Source organism: Hydrogenovibrio sp. 3SP14C1, from assembly GCF_029625905.1.
In the GTDB taxonomy this organism is placed as follows: Bacteria; Pseudomonadota; Gammaproteobacteria; order Thiomicrospirales; family Thiomicrospiraceae; genus Hydrogenovibrio.
In genome coordinates, this window is the sequence record NZ_JARTLM010000114.1 from 1 (window position 1) to 272 (window position 272).

Here is a 272-nt window from a genome sequence, read left to right on the forward strand (position 1 = left end):
GCCAGATCCAACAGGACGTGGTGGCGGCCTATCAGCAGTTGCTGACGGAGTACAACAACGGGCTGCTGCTGCGCAGCGGTTTCAGCGAACGGCAGGCGCAGATACTGCTGACGCCGATACTGGGGCAAACGCTGGACGTGTTTAACCCCGGCATCAGCTTCGCGGCGATCATCTTTCCCGGCCTGTTGGTGATGCTGTTGCAGCACTCGCTGCTGATCGCCTGTATCCGCGTCAATATCGCCATGAAGAGCATGCCCGGCGGCAAAGCGCCG

At 61.0% G+C, this 272-nt stretch carries 1 protein-coding gene; it reads left to right on the plus strand.

Annotated elements, in window-relative coordinates; translation table 11 throughout:
- Positions 1-272: hypothetical protein (locus P8629_RS11860; protein ID WP_278166324.1), on the plus strand; the 272-nt coding region annotated here is incomplete at both ends.